Source organism: Streptosporangium jomthongense (assembly GCF_042650425.1).
In the GTDB taxonomy this organism is placed as follows: domain Bacteria; phylum Actinomycetota; class Actinomycetes; order Streptosporangiales; family Streptosporangiaceae; genus Streptosporangium.
The window spans coordinates 41,796-65,127 of record NZ_JBHSBC010000002.1; the positions used below are offsets into that span (position 1 = coordinate 41,796).

General features: G+C 72.5%; 25 protein-coding genes. 10 read left to right on the forward strand and 15 right to left on the reverse strand.

What is annotated here, in order from left to right:
- Positions 1 to 32 precede the first annotated feature (32 nt).
- The 10 genes from ACFOYY_RS03440 to ACFOYY_RS03485 form a co-directional block, all read right to left on the reverse strand.
- Positions 33 to 872, reverse strand: coding sequence for a nucleotidyltransferase family protein (locus ACFOYY_RS03440; RefSeq protein WP_386187760.1), 840 nt, complete (start codon positions 870 to 872; stop codon positions 33 to 35).
- On the reverse strand, positions 869 to 1,705 hold the full coding sequence (locus ACFOYY_RS03445) for a hypothetical protein (RefSeq protein ID WP_386187762.1): 837 nt from the start codon (positions 1,703 to 1,705) through the stop codon (positions 869 to 871). Before ACFOYY_RS03445 ends, ACFOYY_RS03440 begins: the two co-directional genes overlap by 4 nt.
- Positions 1,702 to 2,970: an MFS transporter gene (locus ACFOYY_RS03450; protein ID WP_352011864.1), complete on the reverse strand. Its 1,269-nt coding sequence runs from the start codon at positions 2,968 to 2,970 to the stop codon at positions 1,702 to 1,704. Before ACFOYY_RS03450 ends, ACFOYY_RS03445 begins: the two co-directional genes overlap by 4 nt.
- Positions 2,967 to 3,689, reverse strand: a complete 723-nt coding sequence (locus tag ACFOYY_RS03455) for a class I SAM-dependent methyltransferase (RefSeq protein ID WP_386187765.1) — start codon at positions 3,687 to 3,689, stop codon at positions 2,967 to 2,969. Before ACFOYY_RS03455 ends, ACFOYY_RS03450 begins: the two co-directional genes overlap by 4 nt.
- Positions 3,686 to 5,641, reverse strand: coding sequence for an alpha-hydroxy-acid oxidizing protein (locus ACFOYY_RS03460; RefSeq protein ID WP_386187767.1), 1,956 nt, complete (start codon positions 5,639 to 5,641; stop codon positions 3,686 to 3,688). Before ACFOYY_RS03460 ends, ACFOYY_RS03455 begins: the two co-directional genes overlap by 4 nt.
- Entirely contained in the window at positions 5,638 to 6,228 is a 591-nt protein-coding gene (locus ACFOYY_RS03465) for a thiamine pyrophosphate-dependent enzyme (protein ID WP_352011867.1), read from the reverse strand. The genes ACFOYY_RS03460 and ACFOYY_RS03465 overlap by 4 nt, the downstream gene beginning before the upstream one ends.
- Before the next feature lie 7 nt (positions 6,229 to 6,235).
- Positions 6,236 to 6,763 carry a thiamine pyrophosphate-binding protein gene (locus tag ACFOYY_RS03470; RefSeq protein WP_386187770.1) on the reverse strand — a complete coding sequence of 176 codons (528 nt, stop codon included), beginning with the start codon at positions 6,761 to 6,763 and terminating at the stop codon, positions 6,236 to 6,238.
- Positions 6,764 to 6,824: 61 nt separating this feature from the next.
- On the reverse strand, positions 6,825 to 7,943 hold the full coding sequence (locus ACFOYY_RS03475) for a GNAT family N-acetyltransferase (RefSeq protein WP_386187772.1): 1,119 nt from the start codon (positions 7,941 to 7,943) through the stop codon (positions 6,825 to 6,827).
- Entirely contained in the window at positions 7,928 to 8,683 is a 756-nt protein-coding gene (locus ACFOYY_RS03480; protein ID WP_362776194.1) for a YqcI/YcgG family protein, read from the reverse strand. Before ACFOYY_RS03480 ends, ACFOYY_RS03475 begins: the two co-directional genes overlap by 16 nt.
- Entirely contained in the window at positions 8,676 to 9,563 is an 888-nt protein-coding gene (locus ACFOYY_RS03485; RefSeq protein WP_352011871.1) for a nucleoside-diphosphate kinase, read from the reverse strand. The genes ACFOYY_RS03480 and ACFOYY_RS03485 overlap by 8 nt, the downstream gene beginning before the upstream one ends.
- 510 nt (positions 9,564 to 10,073) lie before the next feature.
- On the opposite strand from ACFOYY_RS03485, the gene ACFOYY_RS03490 reads away from it, so the two are divergent.
- The 4 genes from ACFOYY_RS03490 (at position 10,074) to ACFOYY_RS03505 (ending at position 13,316) form a co-directional block, all read left to right on the forward strand.
- On the forward strand, positions 10,074 to 10,562 hold the full coding sequence (locus tag ACFOYY_RS03490) for a GbsR/MarR family transcriptional regulator (protein WP_352011872.1): 489 nt from the start codon (positions 10,074 to 10,076) through the stop codon (positions 10,560 to 10,562).
- A 42-nt stretch (positions 10,563 to 10,604) separates the two neighbouring features.
- Entirely contained in the window at positions 10,605 to 11,807 is a 1,203-nt protein-coding gene (locus ACFOYY_RS03495; protein ID WP_362776191.1) for a cytochrome P450, read from the forward strand.
- A 137-nt stretch (positions 11,808 to 11,944) separates the two neighbouring features.
- Positions 11,945 to 12,361 (forward strand): DUF2795 domain-containing protein, encoded by a 417-nt coding sequence (locus ACFOYY_RS03500; RefSeq protein ID WP_386187777.1) that lies wholly within the window; start codon positions 11,945 to 11,947, stop codon positions 12,359 to 12,361.
- A 46-nt stretch (positions 12,362 to 12,407) separates the two neighbouring features.
- Positions 12,408 to 13,316, forward strand: coding sequence for a glycosyltransferase family 2 protein (locus ACFOYY_RS03505; protein WP_386187779.1), 909 nt, complete (start codon positions 12,408 to 12,410; stop codon positions 13,314 to 13,316).
- Between the two features lie 25 nt (positions 13,317 to 13,341).
- Here the strand turns inward: ACFOYY_RS03505 and ACFOYY_RS03510 are convergent, their stop codons facing one another.
- The 3 genes from ACFOYY_RS03510 to ACFOYY_RS03520 form a co-directional block, all read right to left on the reverse strand.
- Positions 13,342 to 14,295 carry a glycosyltransferase gene (locus ACFOYY_RS03510; RefSeq protein WP_386187782.1) on the reverse strand — a complete coding sequence of 318 codons (954 nt, stop codon included), beginning with the start codon at positions 14,293 to 14,295 and terminating at the stop codon, positions 13,342 to 13,344.
- Positions 14,292 to 14,852 (reverse strand): D-glycero-alpha-D-manno-heptose-1,7-bisphosphate 7-phosphatase, encoded by a 561-nt coding sequence (locus tag ACFOYY_RS03515; RefSeq protein WP_386187785.1) that lies wholly within the window; start codon positions 14,850 to 14,852, stop codon positions 14,292 to 14,294. Before ACFOYY_RS03515 ends, ACFOYY_RS03510 begins: the two co-directional genes overlap by 4 nt.
- A gap of 87 nt (positions 14,853 to 14,939) precedes the next feature.
- Positions 14,940 to 15,695, reverse strand: coding sequence for an SDR family NAD(P)-dependent oxidoreductase (locus ACFOYY_RS03520; protein ID WP_386187788.1), 756 nt, complete (start codon positions 15,693 to 15,695; stop codon positions 14,940 to 14,942).
- A 79-nt stretch (positions 15,696 to 15,774) separates the two neighbouring features.
- On the opposite strand from ACFOYY_RS03520, the gene ACFOYY_RS03525 reads away from it, so the two are divergent.
- Both ACFOYY_RS03525 and ACFOYY_RS03530 read left to right on the forward strand, forming a co-directional pair.
- Positions 15,775 to 16,392 carry a TetR/AcrR family transcriptional regulator gene (locus tag ACFOYY_RS03525; RefSeq protein ID WP_386187791.1) on the forward strand — a complete coding sequence of 206 codons (618 nt, stop codon included), beginning with the start codon at positions 15,775 to 15,777 and terminating at the stop codon, positions 16,390 to 16,392.
- A 231-nt stretch (positions 16,393 to 16,623) separates the two neighbouring features.
- A complete protein-coding gene (locus tag ACFOYY_RS03530) occupies positions 16,624 to 17,877 on the forward strand; it encodes a PP2C family protein-serine/threonine phosphatase (RefSeq protein WP_352011883.1) in 1,254 nt (417 codons plus the stop codon).
- 7 nt (positions 17,878 to 17,884) lie between these two features.
- Here the strand turns inward: ACFOYY_RS03530 and ACFOYY_RS03535 are convergent, their stop codons facing one another.
- Positions 17,885 to 18,544: a YqjF family protein gene (locus tag ACFOYY_RS03535; protein ID WP_352011884.1), complete on the reverse strand. Its 660-nt coding sequence runs from the start codon at positions 18,542 to 18,544 to the stop codon at positions 17,885 to 17,887.
- 88 nt (positions 18,545 to 18,632) lie between these two features.
- On the reverse strand, positions 18,633 to 20,210 hold the full coding sequence (locus ACFOYY_RS03540) for an enolase C-terminal domain-like protein (RefSeq protein WP_386187795.1): 1,578 nt from the start codon (positions 20,208 to 20,210) through the stop codon (positions 18,633 to 18,635).
- 178 nt (positions 20,211 to 20,388) lie between these two features.
- Between ACFOYY_RS03540 and ACFOYY_RS03545 the strand changes: the two genes are divergently transcribed.
- From ACFOYY_RS03545 to ACFOYY_RS03560, 4 genes are all read left to right on the forward strand, one after another.
- Positions 20,389 to 22,152, forward strand: a complete 1,764-nt coding sequence (locus tag ACFOYY_RS03545; RefSeq protein WP_352011887.1) for a thiamine pyrophosphate-dependent enzyme — start codon at positions 20,389 to 20,391, stop codon at positions 22,150 to 22,152.
- On the forward strand, positions 22,149 to 22,619 hold the full coding sequence (locus ACFOYY_RS03550) for a hypothetical protein (protein ID WP_386187797.1): 471 nt from the start codon (positions 22,149 to 22,151) through the stop codon (positions 22,617 to 22,619). The genes ACFOYY_RS03545 and ACFOYY_RS03550 overlap by 4 nt, the downstream gene beginning before the upstream one ends.
- Before the next feature lie 168 nt (positions 22,620 to 22,787).
- Positions 22,788 to 22,955 (forward strand): hypothetical protein, encoded by a 168-nt coding sequence (locus ACFOYY_RS03555; protein WP_362776168.1) that lies wholly within the window; start codon positions 22,788 to 22,790, stop codon positions 22,953 to 22,955.
- A 122-nt stretch (positions 22,956 to 23,077) separates the two neighbouring features.
- On the forward strand, positions 23,078 to 23,287 hold the full coding sequence (locus ACFOYY_RS03560) for a hypothetical protein (protein ID WP_352011889.1): 210 nt from the start codon (positions 23,078 to 23,080) through the stop codon (positions 23,285 to 23,287).
- Positions 23,288 to 23,332: the final 45 nt, after the last annotated feature.

Sequence of the window (23,332 nt, forward strand, 5' to 3'; positions counted from 1 at the left end):
GTCGCGGGTCGTCGATGTGCTTTTCGCGGGCATCACTCGACTCCCATGTGCCGGCCCTGGGCCAGCCATTCGAGCCCGTCCTCCGGGTCGAGGGCCATGTCCCCGGCGATCCGGTCGACCGAGGCCGTGGTCATCAGACCGGCGGACAGGTCCTCAAGGCCGCGGCGGGCGCCGTCGGGCAGCGCGCCCGGTTCGTCGAGCAGGCGTTTCGTGATGGGGTACCAGTACCCCCGGCCGATGAGCCGCGCGTGCGCGAGGGAGGTGGCGGCGGCGAGCACGTGCCCCAGGGCGCCGATCGTCTCTCCCGCCCTGACGTGGTCGGTCGCCAGCAGCAGGCAGCACGCCGCGCGCCCGCGCCACCAGGCGGCGGCGCTGTCCCGCAGCGCGACGGGGCAGGGGGGCCGCCCGACCTCACCGTGCACGGAGACCGAGAGCGCGGCCTCGCTCAGCAGGATGTAGGACGGCACACCGCTGTGGATCTTGGGGTAGGAGTGGACGAGGAAGGCCCCCCTGTCCGCCCGTTCCCGCTCGGCCTCCAGGTTCGCCAGCGGGCGCAGGCAGACGTCGATCCTGGGGGAGACCGGCACCGAGAACTCCGACTCCTGGAACGGGTGGCCGAGGTTGGCGGTGACGAGCTCGACCGGCTCGCTCCCCGAGGGGAGAGCGGGCAGCAGGCGGCGCAGCTCCGCCTCGGAGGGCACCTCCTCGACGTAGACGAGGATGTCCCAGTCACTGTCCGGGCTGGTCGGCCTGCCGCGGGCCCGTGAGCCCGCGATCCGGACGGAGCGGACGACGGGCGAGCCGGCGAGGCCGTCCACGACCTGGCGGACCACGGGCGGAAGCGCGGGGACGTGGGAGGCAGGCGTGGTCACGGACGCCCCCCGAGCCCCTGGCCGCGCAGGTAGCGGGCCGCGGTCGCGCCGTGCTCCGTGCCGGGCAGCCAGTCCAGCAGGCCCGCCGCCAGCTCCTCGATCCGTGCGAAGAGCTCGGGTACGGCCGTCATGTCCCGGCGCAGCAGGGCGCCGGCCTCCACGAGCAGCCGGGGCCTGTCCACGGCGGCCGACAGGTCCGCGGTGAGATGCCTGCCGAGGTTCTTGACCTCGTGCAGCACACGGTCGTCGGCGGCCAGCGCGCTGACGAGCAGGTGCTCGACCGCCAGGCGCAACTGGACCGAGGCGTCGAGCGGCAGCCCGTCGGCCTGGGCGGTCGCGGCCTTGCGATGGAAGTGGAGCGCGGTCAGGTAGGTGGTGGCGCAGTGGAACGCGGGCAGCCACCCCAGCTCCATCCGTTTCCGCCAGCGTTCGACCGTCTCGTCCCCGTGCAGGACCAGGCCGCCCCGAAGCCGCGACAGGAGCCTGATCTCCAGCACGTCGAGGACGGGCAGCTCCAGATCCGGGGTACCCGGGTCCCCGACGCGGGACATCCCGGCCGCGAGCTCGGCCAGGCCGTCCAGCGGACGCAGCACCTCAAGGCTGATCACCGGGTCGCAGGAGTAGATGTGGTTCAGGCACAGGCTCATCGGCCGCACCACGCGCGGCGTGCCGTCACCGGGTGGCGCCCAGCCGTACGGCGCGTCCACCACCAGCACGTTGACGTTGGAACCGCGCATGGCCACGCCCTCGGCCGTGGAGCCGGCCAGCACCACGCCGCAGCCGTCCGGCCAGGAGAAACGCCGTGCCAGCGCCTCAACGAGTGTGTCGCTCATACACCCCTCACCTCCGGCATCCGCCGGGCCGACTTGACGATCAGCATCGCCGGGACACAGACCAGGCCGCCCACCGCGGCCACCAGCAGGGCCGTACGCGTGGACGTCGTGTCCGCGAGCGCCCCCGCGACGGAGTACGAGATGGGCACCAGTACCTGGGACAGGGCCCAGTCGATGCCGAACACGCGCGCCACCTGGTCGCGTGGCACGGCGCTCTGCAACAGCGCCCCCCACAGGACCGTCGAGACGGCGAGCGCCGCGTTGATCACGAAACTGCCGGCCAGCGCGGGCCAGGGCGACGAGTGGACGGCGAACCCCGCCAGGCCGCCCGCCATCACCCCCCACGCGAGGTAGAGCAACGGCAGCGTCCGCCTGTCGAGTGGCCTGCCTCCGACGAGGAGGGCGCCCGCGACCTGGCCGACCCCGCCGACGGCCAGGACGAGGCCGTACATCTCGGCGCCGCCGCCGACCTCGTTGCGCAGGACGTAGGGGACGAGCACGTTCCACGGCCCCATGACGCAGACGACCGCGACCGCGCCCGCGGAGAAGGCGTAGAGCAGCCAGCGGTGCCTCCACGCGTAACGCCAGCCGCCGAGGCCGTCGGCCAGCAGGTTCGCGCCGTCCCCGGGGCCGGGATCCCGCTCGGCGCCGACCCGCAGCAGGAACAGGAACGAGACGACGAAGGTGCCCGCGTCCAGCAGGAGCACCCAGTCCGCGCTGTAGTTCGCCACCAGGGCGCCGCCGGCCACCGGGCCGACCAGCCGCCACATCAGGGGCCGGATGGCCTGGTCGGCCGAGTTGGCGCCCACCAGGTGCTCGGGAGGGACCAGCGACTGCACCATCGTCGCGAAGGCCGGGACGAAGACGGCCTCGGCGGCGGAGAACAGGGCCAGCCCGCACAGAAGCAACCAGCCGTTGAGGAGGCCGGCCATGCCCAGCAGGCCGAGGGCCGCCAGCGTGACCGCCCGGCAGAGGTCACCGGCCAGCATCACCCGCCGAGCGCCGAAACGGTTCACGAGCGCCCCGGCGACCAGCGCGGCGGGCAGTGCCGCCAGGGCCATCACCACCCCGATGGACGCCAGCGCCGTCGCGGTGTTGCTCATGGAGAGCACCAGCCAGGGCAGCGCCACGAACATCATGCCGTCCCCGAGCAGCGAGACCGCGAACCCGGCCCACAGGTACCTGAAGTCCCGGATCCGGAAGGGCCGCAGCTGCGGCCGGTCCGCCATCCGCGACAGCAGGGTGGTCCTGGGCTCCCGGGTCATCCGCGCTCCGGCCCCGCGGGCGTCTCGAACAGGCAGTGCCAGTGGAAGGACCCCGGCGCCGAGTGCTCCGCGTCGTGGATCGACAGGGGTTCCGCGGGCCGGTTCAGCGTGACCAGCCCGGCGGCGTCGCAGTAGAAGTGCGGGTGCACCTTGTCGTCGTCGGCGTCGGGCCGTACGAAGGTCCCCTCCGCGACCTCGACGCCCTGGCCGTAGCCCCGGTTGCGCCGCGACAGCATCGTCACCTGGTAGAGCCCGCCGGGCCGCAGCACCCGGTGGATCTCCTGGACGGTCGCCCGCACCGCCTCCGGGTCTCCGTGGTAGATCGCGTTGTAGGCCAGCACGTAGTCGAAGTGGCCGTCGGGGTAGGGGAGCCGGTTCATCTGGCCGATCCGCAGGTCCACGTCGACCCCGGCCTGCTCGGCCGCCGCGCGTGTGTGCTCGACGGCGGTCGGGCTGGCGTCGACGGCCCAGCAGCGGAAGCCGGACCGGGCCAGGAACACCGCGTGCCTGCCCACCCCGCAGGCCAGGTCGAGCACCGTCCGCGCCCGCCGTTCACGCAGCAGGCCTACGGTGCCGGCGACCCAGGGGTCGACGGTCGACCAGTCGGCGCGCCCGTCGCCGGTCCGCCACACCTGGTCCCAGTGCTGGTGGGCCGTGGTGCTGGCCGTAATACCGACCGTGGTGCCGGCCGGGGTGCCGCTCGTCTGTCCCTGGTTCACGCCCACTCCCGCACCCCGATCAGCTCCCGGTCGAGGCCGTCGACGGCGGGGGCGCCGAGGAGGGCCATCGTGTGGTCGAGTTCCTCGGTGAGGGAACGCAGGACGCCCTCAACCCCCTCCTGGCCGCGCGCCGCCAGCCCCCACAGCACGGGACGGCCCACCAGGACGGCCCGCGCGCCGAGCGCCAGCACGGTCGCCACGTGTGCCCCGGTGCGCACCCCGGAGTCGAACAGCACGGGCACCCGGTCGCCGACCGCCGCCACGACGGCGGGCAGCGCGTCCGCCGCGGCCACGTGCCGGTCGGACTGACGGCCGCCGTGCGTGGACACCTGGATCGCGTCCGCGCCTGCGTCCACGGCCCGCCGGGCGTCCTGGGGGTGCAGGACGCCCTTGACGACGAGCGGGAGCCGGGTGCGGGAGCGCAGCTCCGCGAGGTCCGCCCAGGAGACGGCCGGATCGGGGAACAGTTCGGCGACCAGACCGGCGGGGGTCAGGGAGGGGTCCCGGCGCCGCCGGTGGGCGAGCAGGTCGACGAAGCACGGGTCCTGGACGATCGCAGGCGGCGCCGTGTCGAACCGCCGGAACCCGTTGCGGGCGTCGCGGCTCCTGCGGCCGACCAGCGGGACGTCCACGGTGCACACCACCGCCCTGGCGCCCGCCTGTTCGGCCCGGCCGACCAGGGACCAGCTCACCTCGCGTTCCCGCAGCAGGTACACCTGCTGCCACAGCCGGTCCGGGGCGGCCTCGGCCACCTCCTCGACCGGGCGGGAGCTGAACATGGACAGGGTGAAGCCGAGCCCCAGGGAGTGCGCGGCGGCGGCCGTGGCCACCTCGGCCCGGGGGTGGCACAGGGCCTGCAGCCCCATCGGGGTGACCAGGAGCGGCGCGGAGAGCGGGGTGCCCAGCAGCTCGGTCAGGGTGCTGCGGGCGGAGACGTCCCGCAGCACACGCGGTGTGAGCGTCAGGGCGTCCAGGCGCTCGACGTTGCGCCGCATCCCCGACTCGTCCCCGGCGCCGCCCGCGCAGTAGTCGAAGGCCGCCTCGGTCATCCTGACCCTGGCCGTCTCGACGTCGGAGGGGCGGGTCGCGCGCTCCTCGACCCGGGGCCGGGGCTCGGGAACGGGGACGCCGGTCGCGGGCGGCGGGTCGGTCGCGTGGCCGTGTTCGGCAAGCTCGAACAGCCGCTCGACCCCGGCGAGGTCGGGAAGGACGTTCTCCAGACGCCGCGAGGCCATCAGGTCGCGCAGCACCCGGGAGGTCTGCGCCACCAGGTTGCGGATGACGACGTTGGCGAAGATCACGGTCACCGGGCCGTGCGCGGCGAAGGCCTCGGCGTCCACGCCGGGCAGCACGGTGGGGGCGAGCACCATGGGCCGCAGCGGGGCGATCCGTTCGACGACGGGGAGCAACTGGTCGGCGCTGGCCCGGTTGGCCTGCGCGAACAGGGCGTCCGCGCCCGCCGCGGCGTAGCGCCGCAGCCGCCGCACCGCCACGTCGGCCCCGTGCCCGGCGACCAGGGCCTCGGTCCTGGCGATGACCTGGATGGAACGGCGGGCGGCCACCATGGCGGAGATCCGCTCGGCGAACGCCTCGGCGCCCAGCAGCTCCCGGCCGCTGAACCGGTCGTCGAGGGAGTTCCGCTTGGGGAAGACGTTGTCCTCGACGCAGATGGCGGTGGCGCCCGCCTCCTCGTAGAGCTTGGTCGCGAGCACGGCGACCTCGTCGCTGCCCCTGCCGGTGTCGGCGTCGACGTAGATCGGCAGAGACGTCACGGCCCGCACCGAGCGGACGATGGCGGCCACCTCGGTGACCTCCAGGACCTCCCGGTCCGGGACACCGCGGCTGGCGGACATCTCAAGGCTGCCGAGCCACAGGACGTCGGCCCCGGCCTCCTCCGCGAGCAACGCGGTGATGGGGCTGTGCACGCCTATGCCGATGCGTAACTCGTTCATTGGGCTGTCTCCTGCCGGGAAACGTCTTCACGGAACCGCGCGATGAACCTCTCGGTGATCTCGGCCGGGTGGAAGGGGACCCGGGGCGGAGGCGGGCCGCCGTCCGTCGCGACGAGGACGTGGACCAGGCCGACGTGCCCTCCGCCGACCGCCGCGGACAGCGCCAGGGAGAGCGCGTCGCCCTCGGCCACGGAGACGGCCGTCGAGTACCCGCAGGCCTCGGCCATCTTGACGAAGGAGAACCGGGGCGCCGGTGACCCCTGCCCGCCGGTGCTCTCGTACATCCCGTTGTCCAGCACCACGTGGACCAGGGGGCCGGTGGCGGCCGCGGCCAGCGGCGCCGCCGACAGCCCCATGAGGGTGTTCCCGTCGCCCTCGACGGCGAAGGCCACCGCCCCGGACAGCTTCGAGAACCCGACGGCCATGGGGAGGGCGAGCCCCATGCTGCCCATCATGTAGAAGTTCTCCGCCCGGTCGGAGAGCGCGTACAGCGCGCGGGGGATGAGCCCGTTGCCGGTGAAGACCGCAGCGTCCGCCGCGTCGGCCGCCCGTGTGACGCGGGTGAGCGCCTCGCCTCTGGTCAGCATCCGCCGCTCACGCCCCTTCCGGCGCGCACAGGACGGCGACGGGGATCCGGGAGGAGCGCGCGGTGCGCAGGGCCGCGCGCAACCGCTCCGCCACCTGCGCCGGGTCGGCCAGCCGGCAGCGCAGTACGGGGATGCCCAGCGCGTCCAGTACGGCGGGGGCGGGCCCGCCGATGACGTTGTGGTGGGGGACGTCCCGGCCGTCGTGCCCGGCCCAGGAGACCATCAGCACCAGGGGGACGCGGTAGACGAGCGCCAGGCTGGTCAGTGCGTCGACGCACGTCCCGAGCCCGGCGCTCTTCATGAACACCAGGGGTGTCGCGCCCGCCAGGTACGCGCCCGCCGCGAGCGCGACGCAGTTGTCCTCCCGCGTCCCGGGCAGGTAACGGTCGATGGCGCGGGGGTGTTCCGCCAGCCCGCTCAGGAAACCCGCGAGGTGGGAGTCGGGCACGCCGGTGATGAAGTCGTATCCGGCCGCGAAGACCTCCTCGGCCAGCACGGGAGTTCGCTCGGTTTCTCGCGCGGCAATGACATCCAAGTCTGCGTCTCCAGTTCGCCGTGCACTCGCTGTGCTGTCGGGGGGTGCTGCCGGGTGGTTCTCAGGGCGGGTCGTCCCGGCGTGCGGCACGTTCGATCCACGGGGTGAGTCCTCCGCAGAGGTCGGTGACCCAGATGTCCCGCCTCGCCCCGTGGCATCCCCGCCACTTCTTGCTCCGCTCGTAGCCCAGCCCGTAGTCGATCGTCCGTACCCCCTCCTCCCGCGCGGCACGGACCGGGGTGTAGAACATCACGTCGAAGTAGGTCCTGCGGCAGGCCGGGTTCTCGTAGTCGAAACCGCACCAGAACACGTGCCACTGCTCGCCGTACCGGATGAACAGGCTGAACGCCAGCAGTTCGTCGCCGGCGGAGCGGCTGTGGAACAGCCGGAGGCGCTGTGGCGGGAAGAGCGAGGTGAGCCGCTCCAGCCTGGACCACTCGGTCTCCGGCGTGCTGTACCCGCCGTACTTCCCGACGAGGTTCATCCGCAGGCGGATCTCCGCCGCGCCGGGGACGTCCGCGGGCGCCGGGGCGGTGCGCACTCCGGCGCGGGCGAGGTCGCGAAGGTCCCACCGCACCTTCTGGCGGCTGGTCTTGGGGAGCCGGGCGACGTACTCGTCGAACCCGCCCCGCGGCACGTCGAGGACCGACCGCACCGTGCCGGGGATCCGCGACCACGCGGGGGAGGCAGAAAGCGCCGAGCACAGCGCGGGACCCGCCGCGTACAGCACCGCCGCGCAGACCGCACCGGCCTCCCGCGCCCACGTCGTGACGGCGGCCAGCAGATCGCCGACCCGCTCGGGTGAGGGGCCGCCGGGGCCGACCACGCCGGCGTCGTAGCCGGGCTGCACGATCGCGAGGAACGGGAAGCAGAGCGAGCGTTCCGGGGCCTCGCCGGGCGGGCGCCGCTGGTCGGGGAAGACGGGCGGATCACGCCACATCAGCTCGTGGAGGTTGAACGACTCGTAGCAGTCCGGGTCCTCGATCAGGTATCCCGTGGTCGCGGCGAGGGTGACGCCGTCGCGCACGAGCCGGAAGTAGTGGCCCCGGCCCGGCGGTCTGTCCCCCATCATCTCCAGCCACGCGGGCGAGGTCAGGAAGGTCAGGTCGGGCCAGTGCGGCGGCAGGGCCTCGTCGACGACGAGCCGCGCCCCGCCCCCGGCCCTCAACGCCGCTCCCATCGGATGGGGCACCCGCCGGTCAGCGGCCGTCCGTCGATCTCGGGGAAGTACTGCTTCCACTTCTCGGCCGTCGATCCCAGGCCGTCTCCGGCGTCCGAGAGCAGCGGAACGTCCTCGTACCGGGACAGGCTCCGGCGGATGCGCCGTTTGGCCGCGCGTCCCGCCGCCGTCGAACCGCCGATGTTCCCGAAGACGCTCCGGGACTGCATCGCGATGAGGAGGCACTGCCCCAGGGCCCGGCTGCGCCGGGGGCCGTAGGCCGGGCACATGCCGAAACCGAAGAGCCGTTCGCCGCCGAAGTTGAAATCCCATTTCGGGTCGTCGGGGTCGTCGGGAACGTCAGGGGGGCGTGGTCCTCTGTCAGACGAATGCAGGCCGGAAAGGACCTTCCAGAAAAGGGCGCGGTACCCTGCGAAGTCGCGTTCGCCGGACGGCGGGCCGACCATGAGGAGGAACGAAAGACGTTCTTCGGGGGAACCGCGCTGGATCCCGATGAAATGCGCGAGGTCGCGGGCCACGGCGGCCACCTCGCCAGAGAAGTCCCGGCGCAGGTTCATGAACGTGTAGTAATTGTTTCCCGCGGCTTCGCCGATGGCGCCGAAGTGGCAGGGGTAGGGAAAGGGATGGGTGGAGAGCAGGGCGTCACGGATTCGCCGCCGTTCCCGGGAGACCCATTCGGGGGAGTCCTCCGGCGGTTCCTGGGCGCTCGTCCACATCCGTGCGGAGGCGCTCTCACCCACGTGCGTCACCGCCCGCGACCGGGTCGGGATAGGCCACCGGCGGGAAGTACTGCGAGGTCGCCAGGACGGCCCTGGACCAGGGGTCGACCCTGATTCCGTAACCCTGGAGCGCGGTCCACAGCCGGTCGGTGTCCAGCGGCGGCCCCTCGGGGGTGAACGTGGAGCCCAGGGCCCGGCGCAGGAGCAGGTCGGCGGAGCCGTCCAGGCTCTTCGCGACACGGGCGACGAGTTCGTCGTCGAGCGGGGTCTTTGGCGTCCCGGCGAGGTCGTGGGCCACGGAGGCGGCCTCGGAGTCCGGTAGGAGCTCCCACAGGTGGGCGATCAGGACCCTCCTGAACTGGTCTCTCACCTGCAGGAAGCCGCGGTTCTCCCCGGTTCCCGGCGCTCTGTCGAGCAGGGAGGCGAGGGTGCGGGCCCCCGGCGTCGCGAGCTGGGCGTGGCTCTCCGGCAGCTCGCCGCGGCCGAGGTTGCCCCACTCCCTGACGAAGAACGTCCGCCAGTCCAGTTCGGCCTCCTGCGGGCTGTCCGAGGCGTGCAGCAGGCCGAGGATCGTGTTGACCGCCCCGTAGCGCAGCCGCAGGGAGGAGGGGGAGGCCCGTTCGAGCGGTCCGGAGCCCTTCATCTCGGTGAAGCGCCGGTGGATGTCGGGCCCGCCGGTCAGCAGGAGCGCCAGTGAGGGCCCGAGCCGGTACAGCGCGTCGATCGCGCGGTACCGGTAGGTCCCGAAGTGGATCCTCCTGAGGGCCAGGTCGTCGTAGATGACGTCGAGCAGGAGACTTCCCGGCTGGACGACCCGTGCCGCCACCTCCTCGCAGCCGGCGTTCAGCACGTCGTCCACGATTCGGCGCCCGAGCCCGCGAATGAAGGAATCGGGGCTCACGACGACCACAAGATTACGGGACCAGTCCACGGCCTTTCACCTCTCGTACGCTCAATAGAATTTCAAGAGGTTGTGCAGTGTTTCCGGACGGGCGGGAAATGAGGGTCGCGCGTCCGTTTGTCATCTTTCCGGAAACGCGGAGGGAACCCTTCCCGAGAACCGTTCCGCTATAAGGAAAGCACTGTCCCGCACGCCTGGCTGAAAAACGGCTCCCGGTGCGAGTGAATATGTTCGACTTCAAGAGCATGCGACATGTCAAGAAAGCGCGTCAACCGTGAACGGGCGATTGACGCCACGGGTCCGGCCGGTCCGGCTCGTCCCGTGTGTGACGGATGTCTCCGTTCGCGGGTGGGACCTGGGGTTTCGCGGATCATGTCCCGGCTCGTCGCGCGCCCGGCGGATGAAGTGTGATCTACGTCACTCATGGAGCCCGGCGGGTTCCGGCGGAGGGGTGGACGCGCGGTCCTTCACTCCCGCCGGAAAGAGGCGTACGCTTCGTAAAGTACGTACTTGACGTTCATTGCGGAGTTGGCGCTTGTGGACCCTTCGGAGACCGAGTTCGTCGATCGCATGGGGCTGATCATGGAGCGTATGGGCAGGACGCGCACGATGGGCCGCCTGCACGCGTGGCTCATGATCTGCGACCCGCCCGACAGGTCCCTCACCGAGCTGGCGGCCGAACTGGGCGTGAGCAAGACCGCGGTCAGCACGGTCGCCAGGCAGCTGGAGCTGAGCGGGATGGCGGAGCGCGTTCCGACCGCCACCCGTGAACACCGCTACCGGACGGCCAGCGGCGAGTGGGCCGAGATCGTGCGGGCCCAGCTGGCCGCCGTCAGGCAGAGCCTCGACACGCTCGACCTCGGACTGTCGATCGTCGGCGACGACCGGCCGGACCAGCGCGCCCGGCTGAAGGAGACCCGGGACTTCTACGCCTTCGTCCTGCAGGACGCGGACGGGATGCTCGAGCGCTGGAAGGAGTACCGCGAGAAGACGTCCTGACGTACCGCATCAGGCAGAGGGATCCTCAACCAAGGAGAGGCGATGTCAGGCATCGTCGAACGGTACGACATCCCCAAACAGCACTTCTGGCTGCACGGGCCCCGATCGGGCCCGGCGGTCGAGTTCGACAGCCGGACCGGGCTGTGGAACGTCTACGGATACCAGGAGACGCACGAGGTCTTCAGCGACCCCGCGACGTACTCCTCCGACACCATGCGGGTGATTCCCCAGGAGATGTCGTTCGGCGAGGAGTTCTCGCTGGACGGCTTCATCACCCAGATCGACCCGCCGGAGCACGGCAAACTGCGCAAGCTGGTCAGCAACGCCTTCACCAGGAAGGTCGTGGCGGACCTCGAACCGAGGATCGCCGCCCTCACCAACGAACTGCTCGACGCGGCACGTGAGCAGGACCGCTTCGAGCTCGTGCGCGACCTGGCCTATCCGCTGCCGGTCATCGTCATCGCCGAGCTGCTCGGCGTGCCCAGCGGCGACCGCGCCCTGTTCAAGCAGTGGGCCGACGCGCTGTTCCAGCGTGACGCCGAGATCTCGCTCAACCGCTCGGAGGAGGAGCGCAAGGCGGACGTCGCGGCCACGTTGAAACCGTGGCGGGAGATGACCGCCTACCTCGCCGCCCACGCGGCCGAACGCAGGCGGCAGCCGCGCGCCGACCTGCTCACCAGGCTGGTCCAGGCCGAGGTGGACGGCGAACGCCTGCCCGACGACCAGGTGGTCAACTTCGCGATCATCCTGCTGCTCGCGGGACACATCACCACGACGATGCTGCTCGGCAACACGGTGCTGTGCCTGGACGCCTTCCCCGAGCAGCAGGCCAAGGTGCGCGCCGACCGGTCCTCGATCCCGGCCGTCATCGAGGAGGCGATCCGGTACATGACCCCCTTCGCCCTTCTCGGCCGCGCCACCACCCGGGAGGCCGAACTGGGCGGCGTGACGATCCCGGCCGACAAGATGGTCATGGTCTGGCTCGCGGTGGCCAACCGGGACCCGCGCCAGTTCCCCGATCCCGGCGTCTTCAACCCGGGCCGTGACCCCAACCCGCACCTCGGGTTCGGCCGGGGCATCCACTTCTGCCTGGGCGCGCCACTGGCCAGGCTGGAGGGACGGGTCGCGCTGGACATCCTGCTCGACCGCTTCGAAACCCTGCGGACCGACCCGGACGACCCCGTGCTGTTCATCCCCACCCCCTCTCTGACGGGGGTGCGCCACCTCCCGCTCATCCAGGGATAGGCACCGTACGGCCGCCCCTGGAGATCCGTCTCCGGGGGCGGCGCCTGTCCCGGCCACGCCGCTCGGCGGTCCGGTGGTGGGTAGCCGCCGGCATACGGGGCAGGGGCAGGAGTACGAACTCGGAAGGGGGACCAGAGATGGAACGGGGAAGCACCAAGCACGGTCCGCGGCTGGACGACGAGCAGAAACACGAGGCTCAGGGCATCGTCCAAGGAGGAGAGGACAGCAGCGTCGAGGAGTGGAAGGAGCCGGAGCCCCTCGACGCCCCCGGCGAGAGGGATCTGGCCCCGGGGCCCCGGCCACCCGGGCACGAACCGTGCTCCCCGGAGGAGATGACCCCGCAGGAGGTGGACAGCCGTAGCGTCCTGGCCCGCTGGATCAGCGGCACCCACGCGTTTCCCGCCGACCGCGCGACCCTGCTGGCCCGCGCCGAGGCGCAGTCCGCGCCGGATCCGGTGCTCTCCGCCCTGCGGGCGCTGCCCGACCGGACCTTCGCCAACGTCGAGGAGATCGCCGAAACGCTCGGGTTCGGCGGTGGGGAGCAGCGGGACTGACCGGCGGGTACGGCCCCGCCGTACCCGGGAAGGGGGCCCGCCGGAGATGGGCGACACGACGCCGGAGAGGAACGGGGCGGACGGGCCGAGAGTGACGGTCGTGGTCGCCAGCCGCGACCGCCGCGCCGAGCTTGAGCGCTCCCTGCCTCGCCACGAGGGGCCGGTGATCCTGCTGGACAACGGCTCGGCCGACGGCAGCGCGGAGATGGCACGACGGCGCCTCGTGCACGTGCGGGTCGTCGAGCTGGGACGAAACCTGGGCGCGCCCGCCAGGAATCTGGGGGTACGGCTCGCCGGGACGCCCTACGTCGCCTTCGCCGACGACGACTCCTGGTGGGCCGAGGGCGCCCTGGAACGGGCCGCCGACGTGCTGGACGCCCATCCCCGGCTGGCGGTGCTGGCCGGGCGCGTCCTGGTCGGCCCCGAGGGCCGGCCCGACCCGGTCTGCGCGGAGATGGCCGCCGGTCCGCTGGGCACGGAGCCGGACCTGCCGGGGCCGAGCGTGCTGGGTTTCCTGGCGTGCGGGGCGGTGGTACGGCGGGAGGCCTACCTGGCCGCCGGAGGCTTCGACAAGGTGGTGTTCTTCTTCGGGGAGGAGGAACGCCTGGCCCTGGACCTGGCGGCGGCCGGATGGGGACTGGCCTATGTCGAGACCGTGGTCGCCCACCACCATCCCTCCCCGGCGCGGGACCCCGGGGGCAGGCGGGCGCTGGCCGCCCGCAACGCCGTCCTCACCGCCGTCATGCGGCGGCCGTGGCCGGTGGTCGCGCGCGCCGTGTCGTCGGCCGCGCGTGGCGGGCCCGCGGGGCGGCGGGGAATCCGGGACGCCGTGGGAAGGCTGCCCGCCGCGCTGGCGAGCCGCCGGGCACTGCCGCCGTGGGTGGAGGCGGCCCGTGACTCACTGGAACGACCCGAACGGCGCCAGGACCGGCCACGGGAGGCCGGGAGCGCCTGAGCCCCACGCACGCCCGCGGGGCCCCTCAGGCCGTCCGCGTGAGCAGGAGGTCCCAGTCGGACAGGAAACGGCCCAGGCCGTACCGGGAGAGGGCGGCACGCCTGGCGGCCTCGCCCGTCCGCCTCGCCAGGGCGGCGTCGGAGGCGAAGGACTCCAGGGCGGCGGTCAGGGTGGCGACGCGGGTCGAGATCACCCCCGCTGCGGCGGGGACGGCCTCCACGGCCTCCGTGGTGGCCAGCGCCACGACGGGCATGCCGAGCAGCATGGCCTCGATGAGGGACAGGCCGAGCGAGGTCCACCGGTAGGGGTGCAGGTAGACGCGGCGCCGGGCCAGTTCGGCGTGCATCGCCCGCTGGGGAAGGTCCTCGAACGTCCCGGCGGGCACCCCCAGTGCCTCCGGCAGGCCGGTGGTCCGCATGCCGAAGACGTCGAGCGGTACGGCCGCGGCGAACAGGGGGAGCAGGTCGGTCCCGGCGACCCGCTCGCGCCTGACGGGCTCGTTGACGACGACCCCCGCGCGCGGCAGCTCGCCGGTGTAGCGGTGGCCGGGGTCCACGACGCCGTGCTCGATCACGTGTGTCGGCGCCCGGCCGCAGTCCCAGAACAGGTCGTTGAAGTGGGTCACGTGGACGACGGGGACGCCGGACTGCCCGGCGAGGGGATGGCGGGTGCGCGGGACGTCGCCCACGGGGGTGTTGTGCTCGACGTAGACGGCGGGCACGTCCCGCCCGGGACGGCGGCCCAGCCAGCCCTCGGCGAGTTCGAGCTCGTGCGGCCGTTGCAGGACGACCAGGTCGATCTCCTCCTCGCGCAGCCGGTCCCAGGAGACCTCGCGCACCGGATCCGGCCAGGGGTAGGTCCGTGCCCGGCCACGTCCGTCGGGGCCGCGGTCGGGCACGAGCGGCACCAGGTAGTCGTGGTCGCCCTGGACGAACGCGGTGGTCCAGGAACCGTGCACGTGCCACAGCAGGATTCTCATGTCGGTTCCCCGGGGTCGGTGGACGTGTCAGGAGGCGGGCGCAGCGCCCGTTCGACGGCGCCGGGGAGGTCGGCGGCGACCTCGGGCGCCGCGGCCACCTCCTCGGGAAGGGTGACGGGGGTGGGGACGAGGATGCCGCGGGCCCCGGCGGCTCGGGCGGCCTCCACGTCGCGCCCGATGTCCCCGATGACCACGCAGTCGCGGACGTTCACCCCGAGGACGGCCGCCGCCCGAAGGACGAGCCCGGGAGCGGGCTTGCGGCAGCCGCATCCGTCGTGCTCGCCGTGGGGGCAGACCGCCCACACGTCGAACGGGCCGAGGATCTCCTCGACGCGGGCGTTCACCGCGTGCAGTTCCCGCGCGCCGATGAGTCCCCTGGCCACCCCCGACTGGTTGGTGACCACCCCGACGGGCACGCCCGCCCCGCGCAGCCGGGCGAGCGCCCGCCGGGCCCCGGGCATCGGCCGTACCCGGTGTGGATCGGCGTTGTAGGGGACGTCGACGATCAGTGTGCCGTCACGGTCGAACAGGACGGCGGCTGGGCGAGGGACGGTCAACGGCACCTCCGAGGACGGACTCGCACGAGAACCTCCCCGCGACAGGGCCGTGCTCTACCCCCGAACAGGTCAAGCAAACGATGCCCTTCACAGGCCGGAGCCGCCCGTGGCGTCGACGACCCGGCCGCTCACCCAGCGGGCGTCGTCGGAGGCGAGGAAGGCCACGATGTCCGCGACGTCCTCGGGGGTGCCGACCCGGCCGAGCGCCGACAGGGCCGCGGCCCGCTCCCAGGCCTCGGGGTCGGCGCGCAGCCAGCCCGCGTTGACGTCGGTGTCGATGATCCCCGGTGCGACCGAGTTGACGGTGATCCCGCGCGGGCCGAGCGCCTTGGCGAGGTTGAGGGTGAAGGTGTCCAGCGCGCCCTTGGTCGAGCTGTAGGCGATGATCTCGGGCAACGCCATACGGGCCGCGCCGCTGGAGACGTTGATGATCCGGCCGCCGTCGTTGAGCCGGGGCAGCGCGTGCTGGACGACGAAGAACGGTGCGCGGACGTTCACCGCGAACACCTTGTCGAACTCCTCCTCGGTGAGGGTGGCGATGCCGGCGCTGCGCCCGATGCCGGCGTTGTTGACCAGGATGTCGACCCGGGCGTCGCCGGTCACGGCGTCGAAGGCCGCCCACAGGGCCTCGGCGTCGCCGTGCTCGCCCAGTTCGGCGCGGAGGGCGAAGGCCCGTCCGCCGTCCTTCTCGATGTTCTCGACGGTCTCCGCCGCCGCCGCGCCGTCCTGGGCGTAGGTCAGCACGACGGTGGCCCCGTCGCCCGCCAGCCGTCGCGCGACGGCCCGGCCGATACCCCGGCTGCCCCCGGTGACCAGCGCGACCTTGTCCGTGAGACGTCCCATGACGAAACTCCTTTGTTGAGTGATTGCTCAAAAAATACGGTAGCACGGATTATTGAGTGAGTGCTCTAGAATTTGTGCCATGACCGAGAGCCGCCGGGGCCGCCCCCGCACCTTCGACCGTGACGAGGCGCTGGCCGAGGCCGTCCGCCTGTTCTGGGACCGCGGCTACGAGGCCACTTCGGTCAGTGACCTGACGGAGGCGATGAACATCAGGCCCGCGAGCCTCTACGCGGCCTTCGGTGACAAGAAGTCCCTGTTCAAGGAGGCCGTCGTCGCCTACCAGAGGGCGGCGCCCGCCACCTTCGCGAAGATCGCCCTGCGTGAGGAGCGCACCGCCCGCGGCGCCTTCGCGCGCATCCTGCGCGAGGCCGCCGAGGCCTACACCGACCCGTCCCACCCGGCGGGCTGCCTGATCATTCGCTCGGCGACCAACGTCAACCCGAGGGACGCCGACATCGAGGCCTTCCTCCGCGACATCCGCAACGCCAACGTCGCCGTCTTCGCGGCCCGTCTCGACGAGGCCGTCCGCGCGGGCGAGCTGCCGGACTCCGTCGACACCCGGGCCCTGGCCCGGTACTTCGGAGCCGCTCTCCAGGGTCTGTCACAACAGGCGGCCGACGGCGCGACCGCCGCCGACCTGCGCCCGGTGGCCGAACTCGCCATCGGAGTCTGGCCGGCGCCACCGGAGGCTCCCTGAGCGGCCGCAGGCGCTCCGTGCACGGGCGTGGACACCGCTCTTTCGGTCCGGCCCCTTCTCCGTGAAGCCTGGCCGAGGTCCTTTCGGCAAGGCGTGCGACCTTCGAGGGCGACGTTGCGTTCCCCGGAATCCGGGAATCCCGTCTTTAGTGATGATTAACGACAAGTCGCTCGGGGTGGGGAGGCGCCACAGGCTGACGCGGCCGGCCACGATGCGGACAGGGGGTGGCCGATGTCCTCCTCACGCGATGTCACGGGGATGCTGACCGGCCTGCTGGAGGCCAGTCATCTGGCGGAACTGGAGCGCCTGCCGTTCCTGGTCAGCGAGTACGCCGCCCGCGCGGGACTTCGGGAGGTGGCGATCTACCTGGCCGACCTCCAGCAGACGGTGCTGCGGCCCCTGGCCGGGCCGGAGGAGGCCGGTGGGGAACCGGAGGAACTGCGCATCGACGCCACCCTGGCCGGGCGCGCCTTCCAGGAGGTGCGCCCGCTGGCCAAGGCCGGCGCCGACGGGCGGGCGGACCACTGGTGGGTGCCGGTGCTGGACGGCACGGGACGGCTGGGCGTGCTGCGCGTCCGGCCGCCGGAGGACGACCAGGCGGATCGGGACGCCATGCGGCATCTGGCCTCGATGGTGGCGTTGCTGCTGGTCAGTTACCGCGAGCACAGCGACTCCTACGCCCGGTTGGTGCGCACCCGGCCGATGAACGTGGCCGCGGAGATGCAGTGGAACCTGATGCCGCCGCTCACCTTCGCCAACCGCCGGGTCACGGTCAGCGCGGTCATGGAACCGGCCTACGAGGTCGGCGGGGACGCCTTCGACTACGCCATCGCCGGTGAGACCCTGCATCTGGCCGTCTTCGACGCCATGGGACACGACACCTCGGCGGGGCTGACCGCCAACCTCGCGATGGCCGCCTGCCGGAACCACCGCCGTCAGGGCATGGGACTGGCGGACAACAGCGAGGCGATCGAACGTGTGCTGATCGGCGAGTTCGGCAGGACCACCCGGTTCGTCACCGCGATCATGGCCGACCTGGACATGACCACCGGCCTGTTCGGCTGGGTCAACCGCGGCCACCACCCGCCGGTGGTGATCCGCCACGGTCGCTGGGTCACCACCCTGCGGTGCGTCCCGGCCCACCCCATGGGGCTGAACCTGAACCTGCCGGTCACCTCGTGCCGGGAACAGCTGGAACCCGGGGACCGGGTGCTGCTGTACACCGACGGCATCACCGAGGCCAGGGGCCGTACCGCCCAGGAGTTCGGGCTGCAACGGTTCGTCGACTTCGTCGTCCGTCACGACGCCGCGGGCCTGCCGGTGCCCGAGACGCTGCGCCGCCTGACCCACGCCGTGCTGGACTACCACGGCGGCCGTCTGCAGGACGACGCCACCGTCCTGCTCGTCGAGTGGCACGGCACGGAGGGCCGCCGGTACGACGGGCCGGAGGGCCTGCGTTCCGCGCTGACCGGTGAGCGCGCGTGAGCGGCCGTCAGGACAGGTTCCACATCCCCACCCGCACCCGCACCCCCGAGGAGGCGTGCAGGAGCGGATCACCCTCGGGGGAGGGAAGGCCCCCGGCCCGCAGGAGGTCCTGGTCGAGACGGACCAGGCGGGCGCGGCGCAACGGCCACGGCCGGTGCTCGACCTCGGCGTGGGCCGGCCTGCCTCCGACGACGGTGAACAGCCGGTAGCGCTCGGTGAGGAAGTCGGTGAGTTCGTCCCGCTCGGTGTCGAGCAGCGGGGCGCCGAGTTCCACGTCGGCGTCGCACCGGGCGCCCGCGGGGCCGATCAGCCGGCGCCGGCAGCGGTAGGCCCGCCGTTCCCCCTCGACGCGCACGGACATGTCGGACCAGTGGTAGGGCAGCCCGTAACCGGCCCTGCCGCCCAGGGCGGGAAGGAGCCGCCCGGCGTCCAGCGACAGGAACCACAGGCCACGGCGCCCCCGCGCGTCCCGCACGTAGGTGCGCACGTTCGTCTCCGGGAACCGCGACAGCCATGGCAGGGCCGGTGTTCCGGGCACCCGTACGTCCTCCATGAGGAAGGGCGTCAGGCCGACCCACGCCGAGCCGTCGAACTCCTCGGCCGTGAGCCAGCCGGGAAGCAGCGCCTGGACCTGGGCGGGGGAGTAGCGCCAGTGGATGAAGGTCATCTGGGACCACCCGTGGTACATCACCGGCCGGGTGATCCGTGGAGGCTGTGTCGTCCGCATCCTGTATCGCTACCCAGGAGCGGCCGGTTCAGGGGTGTTTGAGAAGGTCGATGACCGCGCGTTCCGCCGCGCCGTGCGTGGCCGGGCCGTCGGCCTCGCCGAGGCCGGTCAGCGCCCGGTGGATGGTCCTGCCCCGTTCGTAGGCGGTGACGACGCGGGGGTCGACATAGGAGGCGCGGGCGACCGCGGGGGTGTTGCCCAGGTGCCCGGCGACCTCCCGCATGACACGGGCGACGGCCCTGCGGCGCCCGGCCCGGCTGCGGACCCGCCGCGAGACCGCCAGGCCGACGGCGGCGTACACCGTGGCGTGCCAGGTACGGAAGTCCTTGGCGCTGACCTCGGTCTCCATGCGTTCACGCAGGTAGGCGTTGATGTCGTCGCTGCGGACGTCGACCCAGGAGCCGTCGTCCTCGTAGCGCAGCAGCTCACCCTTGGCGCCGGTTCCGCGCAACGCGGTGACGACCTCGCACACGTCCGGATCGTCCAGTTCGACCTCGCGCAGCCTGTTGCCCTTCGCCGGGTAGCGGAAGGAGACCCGTCCGCGTGAGCAGGTCACGTGCTCCATCCGCATCGTCGCCAGCCCGAAGGACTCGTACGCCTCGCCGCCCACCCGGAACAGCCCGATGTCGAGCATGCGGGCCGCGGCGGCCAGCACCCGCTCGCGCGTCAGGCCCGGCTGGTCGAGGTCGGCCTGCACCTTCTTGCGGAAGTCCGGCAGCCTCTCCGCCAGCTCGGCGACCCGGGCGAACTTGAGCCGGTCCTGCTCCTCACGCCAGACGTCGTGGTAGCGGTACTGCCGCCGCCCGGCCGCGTCGGTGCCCACGGCCTGGATGTGGCCTTCCGCGTCGCGGCAGATCCACACCTCCCGCCAGGCGGGTGGCAGCGCGAGCGCCCTGATCCTGGCGAGCGTCCCACGGTCCCTGACCGGGCGCCCGTCGGCGTAGGCGTAGGAGAAGGAACGCCCGCGGCGTCTGCGGGTGATGCCGGGCTCGGCCGGGTCGCTGTGGCGCAGTTCGTGCATGCCGTTCCCACTACCCCGGGAGCGGCTCTCATCCAGATGGCGCGTGTTCGGTGTGGACAGCGCGACGTGCAGGTGCAGCTGCGGCGCGCAGTGGCCGGAGACCTGCAGGTTCCAGGCGGCGGCGACCGTCGCGGCGCACCGCCACCGCGGGAGGCCGCCGCAGCGGGTGACGTCGGCCTGGAGGCAGTCGACGGCACCGGCCATGCGCCGGAAGCAGCGCAGGTCGTAGCCGTACTCGCCCGCGGCGACGTCGGCCCGTACGGCCTCGCGCGCCCGGCGCAGCCCGGAGAGGTCGTCGGAGGAGACCGGCTCCTCGAACCAGCGCACGTCCCACTCCTCAGGCTCGGCGGCGAGCCGGATCGCCTCCTTGGCGGTGTAGGCGCCGTTGGCGTCGACGTACAGCTCCGCCTCCGCGCCGATCGCCTCACGTGCCCGCCGTACCGGACGGACGTCCCTGCCCCGCCCTATCTTGAGCTTCACCCTGGGGATGCCGTCCCGGTGGACCCAGCCGCCGAGCTGCCCGGCCAGTTCGGCGTCGGTGGGTACGGTGCAGACGGCCGCGGTGATCTCCTCGACCGTGGTCACGGCGTCCTCCTCTCCGCCGGTTCCGGCCCGATCGTGGATCCGGCCGGTGGGGGAGTCCGGACGCCCGCCGGCGTTCCCGGTGGGCGCGCGCAACCCTATGTCCGAGTTGTCATGCTTTGTCGTTTGGTGTGCCGGGGTGGGGGTAGGGCGGGCCCTGACCTGCGGATCGGGGGACGCCATGCGCGAGATCGTGGGAGAGAGCCTCGCCGAACGGCTCATCGACTGGGGCGTCGACACCGTCTTCGGACTTCCCGGGGACGGCATCAACGGCCTGATGGAAGGCTTCCGGCGCCACCAGGACAAGCTGAGGTTCCTCCTGGTGCACCACGAGGAGGCGGCGGCCTTCATGGCCACCGGATACGCCAAGGCGACCGGCAGGCTGGGGGTCTGCGTGGCCACGTCGGGGCCGGGAGGCATCCACCTGCTCAACGGCCTCTACGACGCCAAGCTGGACCACGTGCCGGTGCTGGCGATCACCGGAATGCAGGAGACCTCCCTGCTGGGCAGCCACTACCAGCAGGAGGTGCACCTGGACCGGCTGTACCAGGACGTCGCCGGATACAACCTGATGATCACCAACCCGCAGCAGATGCCGGGCGTGGTCGACCTGGCGATCCGCGAGGCACTGGCCGGGCGGACCGTGTCGCACCTGACGTTCCCCAACGACATCCAGATCGCGCCGGTCGAGCAGGACCCCTACCGGCACCCCGCGCCGGGCGCGCCGCCGTCGAGCCTGCCCACACTCGACCGCCCGCCGCCGCCCCCCGAGGAGGAGGCGCTGCGCGCGGCGGCACAGGTGCTCAACGCCGCGAGCAAACCGGTGATCCTGGTGGGCGCCGGGGCCCTGCACGCCCGCGACGAGGTGATCGCGGTCGCCGAGAGGCTCGGCGCGCCGGTGGTGAAGACCCTCCCGGGCAAGGCGGTGGTCCCCGACGACCACCCGGTGACCACCGGGGGCATCGGGCTGCTGGGGACGAAACCCAGCGAGGAGGCCATGGAGGAGTGCGACACGCTGCTCATGGTCGGCACGTCCTTCCCCTACGGCAAGTACCTCCCCGAACCCGGCAAGGCGCGGGTGGCGCAGATCGACGTCGACCCCGCGCTGATCGGGCTGCGGCTGCCCGTCGAGGCGCCGGTCGCCGCCGACGCCAAACTGGCGCTGCGGGCGCTGCTGCCGCTGCTGACCGGGACGGACGGCTCGTTCCTGGCCAGGTACCGGGGTGAGATGGACTCCTGGCGGGCGAGGATGGCCGCGTTGTGCGACGCGAGCCGGGACCCGATCGCCCCGCAGTACCTCATGGGATGCCTCGACGAACTGGCGGCCGAGGACGCGATCCTCACCTGCGACTCCGGCACGATCGCCACCTGGGCGGCCAGGCACTGGACGATCCGCGGCGACCGGCGCTTCTACCTGTCGGGCAACCTGGCCACGATGGCGCCCGGCCTGCCGTACGCGATCGCCATGCAGCACGCCTTCCCCGGGCGGCAGGTGATCGCCTTCGTCGGGGACGGCGGGTTCGCGATGCTGATGGCCGAGTTCCTCACCGCCGTACGGCACGAGCTGCCGATCAAGGTGGTCGTCAACAACAACAACTCCTACGGGCAGATCCTCTGGGAGCAGATCGTCCTGGGCTACCCGGAGTACGCGGTACGGCACCGGCAGCCGGAGGCGGACTTCTCCTCCTGGGCCCGGGGCTGCGGCGCCTACGGCGCGAAGGTCACCGCCCCCGGTGAGGTGGCAGGCGCCGTGCGCGAGGCGCTCGCCCACCCCGGCCCCGCCCTGGTGGACGTGGACGTCAACCCGAACGAGCCGCCGATGCCGGGGAAGGTGAGCTACGAGCAGGCCAAGCACTTCACCGAGGCCTTCCTGCGCGGTCAGCCGCACAAGGTGGCCACCCTCGCCACCGTCGCCCGCGACAAGATCAGTGAGCTCAGGTCATGACCGCCCAGGTGGTCCTGCCCGGCCCCGTGACACGCGTTCCGGCCCTCGCCGTCGACGTCGCGGCACTTGAACGCGACCTGTCGGCGGAGGTGGACGGCGAGGTCCGCTTCGACGCCGGATCCCGCGGCGCCTACTCGACGGACGCCCCGAACCACCGGCAGGTCCCCATCGGCGTCGTGGTGCCCAGGACCGTCGAGGCCGCCGTCGCCGCGGTGGCCGTGTGCCGCGAACATCGCCGCCGCGGACGCCGTACCGAGTTGCACCGGCAGGAACACCGCGCCGGTGAACATCCCGAAGCGGCGGCCGACCGCGGTCAGGAACCGGCTCGCGGGGTGAACCGTGTGGACGGGATGCGCCCGCCGGTCTCGCGGTGGCCGTCCACCGGCCGCGCACGGCGGCGGTCGCCCCGCTTCGAATGCGGTCGATCGGCACCCGCGCGGCGCGGCCGTGTCAGACGAGGGCCGTAGGGCCTCCGCCCAGGAGGGTAGACGGGAGATCATCCGGCGGGAGGAACCGGAAGCGCGATCACCGGCCGAGAATCAGCAGTGCGGCACCGGAGATCATCGGGGCGTCCGGTGACCGCAGCCACAGAATCCGCACGCCGCGTTCTTCGCGTATCCAGCACAGGAGTCCACGTGACCCGTCTTCGTCCCGCGTTCACCGTCGTCGCCGTCACGCTGTCGGCCGTGGCCTTCGTGGGGGCGCTGTCCCTCCCGGCCCAGGCGCAGGCCCAGCCTCCGCAGCCCTGCACCACCGGCCCGAACGGCCCCGCCTGCCACGCGCCCGGCGTCGACCCCAAGTAGCCCGGCCGGTCCGTTCCTCACACACAGGTCAGGCACGGCTCAGCCGGGGCACGGGCCCCTCGCCCGGGTCCGCCGGAGCGCCGTGCCGCCTGTGACCCCCACCCCGGAAAGGAACCCGCACCATGCGTATCCGCCCCCTGATCGCGGCGGCCCTGGTCACCGTGTCCACCACGGCCACGCTCGCGATCTCCGCCGCACCGGCCGGCGCCGGCACCGACTGCGTGCAGGCGGCCAACTACGCCTACCAGCTCTGGCGCTCCACCGGCATGGGCGAGCTCGCCGCCGCCGAGCGGGCGAGCGCCACCTACAACGCCTGCGTCCAGATGACCTGATCGTGCCGGGGCGGGTGAGGCGACCCTCACCCGCCCCGATCACCC